The sequence below is a fragment of the Rhodoferax sp. genome (genome assembly GCF_018063565.1).
GTDB lineage: Bacteria > Pseudomonadota > Gammaproteobacteria > Burkholderiales > Burkholderiaceae_C > Rhodoferax.
On record NZ_JAGPBB010000182.1, the window covers coordinates 1 to 3,111 of the forward strand.

Genomic DNA, 3,111 nt, shown 5'->3' on the forward strand with positions numbered 1-3,111 from the left:
ACCGTGACCATTCACTCTACATTGCTTTTGCGCCCGCCGATGACCCCAAAATTGTGGTCGCCGCCATTGTGGAAAACGCGGGGTTCGGCGCAGCGTCGGCAGCACCCATCACACGTCGGGTTTTTGATTACTGGTTGCTTGGTCTCATGCCCAGTGAGCAGGACATGGCAGCCGTCAGCAAAGGCCAGGCCACCGCGCCAATCGGCAAGCCCATACTTGCAACTGAGGTGCCCTGGCCGGCGAGTCGCGCCTCCGAAGCATTACCAGTTGCTGCCCCAGTAGCAGCAGCCTCAGCCACGCCTGCAGCAGTCGCGCCCAACTAGACTGACCACTGTATCAGGCAGAAGTAATGCGGTCGCGTCCGTTTTGCTTGGACTGGTAGAGCGCCGCATCGGCCCGTGCCACCAGACTGTGGCTGTCGTCGTCACTTTGCATGGCCGACATACCGCCTGAGATCGTCACGGTCAAAACCACCTCCTGCGTACGCCGGTCGCGAATCTTCAGGGCCTTGGTCCGTGTGCGCGCCAGTTCGGCTATCTTGCTGCATTCATCCTTGCGGCTATCGGGCAGCATCAGCGCAAACTCCTCCCCGCCATACCGCGCCACGCTGGCTTGCGGACACACGCTGAGGCAACTTTTGAGTACCTCGCCAAGGGCCTGCAACACCCGGTCGCCCATGACGTGACCATGTGTGTCGTTGACCTTTTTGAAATGGTCAAGATCGAACATGACCAACCAATGCGCACGGCCAGCGCTGACCGGTTGCGCCATCATCGTGGACAGCTTGTTTTCGAACCCCTTGCGATTGAGCACCTGTGTCAGGGCGTCAACCAGCGACTCATCACGCACCCGGTTCAACTCACTTTGCAAACGCTGAATTTCAACCTGGTTATTTCTGACCTCCAGCTCCAGCGCCAGCGCGGCGCTGCGCATTCGCGCTGTGCCCTCAATCGCCTTGGCCATCGCCGGAGACACCAAGGTGTCACTCACCCCTAGAAGCTCAGCTGTCAGGCTTTCCAGTTGGGCACCAAACTCGCCAGCCTGCCCGCCTGTGTCAGACGCTGCGGAGCCGAGCGTTTTCATGACTTGCTGCAACTCGTTACCAATTCGGTGCATCGCTTGTGTATCGACCTCGGCAACGTGGGAGTGGTAAAGATTCCACAGGTCCGCATCACCCAACTTGGGTTGCGTCTGCAGCAGCGCATCAATCGCCTCGTTGAGCTGCTGGTTGATACCCGCGGCGTACTCGAACCACACCGTGAAAGTCAGCGGATTAAACGCCGCATCATGCTGGCCCATACGTGCCAGGACAATACGCAGCAACTCGGCACTCTTTTCCTTGGACTGGGTGTATTTTTGCGGCTTGTTCATGTCGATCTTCGGGGGCGATGATACTGCGTTATTTCAGGAAGGCATCGACTCCTGTTTTCAAAATCAACGCGGTAACCACCAGCAAAAAAACGCCTCGAACAAAACCCGTTCCGTGCTTGAGTGCCATGCGGGTACCCAGCAGACTGCCCAGCACATTGGCCACCGCCATCAGCAGCACAAAATGCCACCAGATGTGCCCCTTGGCAATAAAAAGCAGCAGCGCCGACACGTTGGTTGCGGTGTTGATCAGCTTGGCCGCAGCCGAAGCGTTGAGAAAGTCATATCCCAAAACCCGCACATACAGAAACACCAGAAAACTCCCGGTGCCCGGGCCAAAAAAACCATCATAAAAGCCGGTCAGCGAACCGATGCCAACGCCAATCCAGCGTTCCCGGTTGCCGGCAAATTTGGGCGCGTGTGACCGTCCAAGTTCTTTCTTCAACAGGGTGTACACCAGCACCACCAACAGAACCAATGGCAGCACCCGGCGCAGGAAATCAGGTGAGATCACCGTCACCAGCCAGGCACCCGCCAGTGATGCCAGCAAGCCTGCGACAGCAGCTGGCCAGAGCGCGGCCCAGCGCATCTCCACCCGATGGCTGTATTGCCAGGTCGCAAAGGCGGTGCCCCAAACCGAGGCGCCTTTGTTGGTGCCAAACAGGGTTGCAGGGTGGGCTTGCGGAAAGGTCGCAAACAGCGCCGGGACCAGAATCAAACCACCACCGCCAACAATCGAGTCTACAAAGCCGGCAAACAGGCTGGCCAACGAAACAATCAGGTATTCCATGCCGACATTGTCGCATCCGGGTCCGACACGAAATACTATGCTTTATGAAGCTAAGGTCTCTTCTGAATCATGCGCTTGCAGCGATTTTTTTCAACAATCCATGTGCGTTGCAGCATCAATCAGTCTGCCTTTGTTCGGCAGCGCTATGACGTTGCTGTCGCGCCCGCAATGCAGACCCTGGCGTGCGCCCGCAATGGTCGGCACGCGCCAGCCAGCCACGCAAGGCAACGGGGTTGCCGCGGGCACCGCTTTTGACATAGTCGTCCAGTAAGACCTCCCGCACCACTTGAGGCGATGTGCTGCGGCTGAGGTACTCAAACAATGCATCCACCAGTTGCTCGGGCGTCAAATGCCGGGTGCGGCCCAGTTTCTGCCACAACCAGCCTGACAGCGCAAAGAAGCGCCAAAAAGCAGAAGAACCCTGAGCGTCAGGCAACAAGGCCAGCTCGTCAGCGGACCAACCGGACTCCGGTGGTGTCGACATCGCCGGTGTTTGAAACAGCAGGGACAGCGCCCCGGCAAACCGACCCGAATTGGCGACCAAGTCCCAGTAACGGGCAAATCGAATGAACGCCTGTACCCAGACCGACGGGATGAGTTTGGTTTGAATCACCTGATATGGCGGCTCCTGCGCGTACACCATGCCATGGGTCTGGGTATGCCGGGCGATCGGTGTGCCCCGCAGTCGTTTGAGAATGCCCAGCTGAATCTCCTGCGGCCCGATGGCCAGCAGGCGGTCAAAACCCGCCGCAAAACTCTCCACGCTTTCCCCGGGCAGACCAAACACCAGGTCGGCGTGTAAATGGGCATGGCTGTGCGCCAGAAGCCAGCGCAGGTTGAAGTCGGTTGCCACGTCGTCCTGCCGACGTGAAATATTGCGCTGTACCTGCGGGTTGAAGCTCTGCACACCAATTTCGAGCTGCAAAACGCCGGGTGCAAACTCGGCCAGACGC

The 3,111-nt window shown here is 58.4% G+C and carries 2 protein-coding genes and 2 pseudogenes; 1 reads left to right on the forward strand and 3 read right to left on the reverse strand.

Going from position 1 to position 3,111, the window contains the following annotated elements; genetic code table 11:
* Nucleotides 1-323, forward strand: a pseudogene (locus tag KBF66_RS19330) (penicillin-binding protein 2); the annotation flags it as partial.
* Nucleotides 324-336: 13 nt separating this feature from the next.
* On the opposite strand, the gene KBF66_RS19335 reads toward KBF66_RS19330, so the two are convergent.
* From KBF66_RS19335 to KBF66_RS19345, 3 genes and pseudogenes are all read right to left on the reverse strand, one after another.
* Nucleotides 337-1,371 (reverse strand): GGDEF domain-containing protein, encoded by a 1,035-nt coding sequence (locus tag KBF66_RS19335; RefSeq protein WP_296661367.1) that lies wholly within the window; start codon nt 1,369-1,371, stop codon nt 337-339.
* Between the two features lie 28 nt (nt 1,372-1,399).
* Nucleotides 1,400-2,158 (reverse strand): TSUP family transporter, encoded by a 759-nt coding sequence (locus KBF66_RS19340; RefSeq protein WP_296661370.1) that lies wholly within the window; start codon nt 2,156-2,158, stop codon nt 1,400-1,402.
* A 115-nt stretch (nt 2,159-2,273) separates the two neighbouring features.
* Nucleotides 2,274-3,111 (reverse strand): annotated as a pseudogene (locus KBF66_RS19345) (B12-binding domain-containing radical SAM protein); the annotation flags it as partial.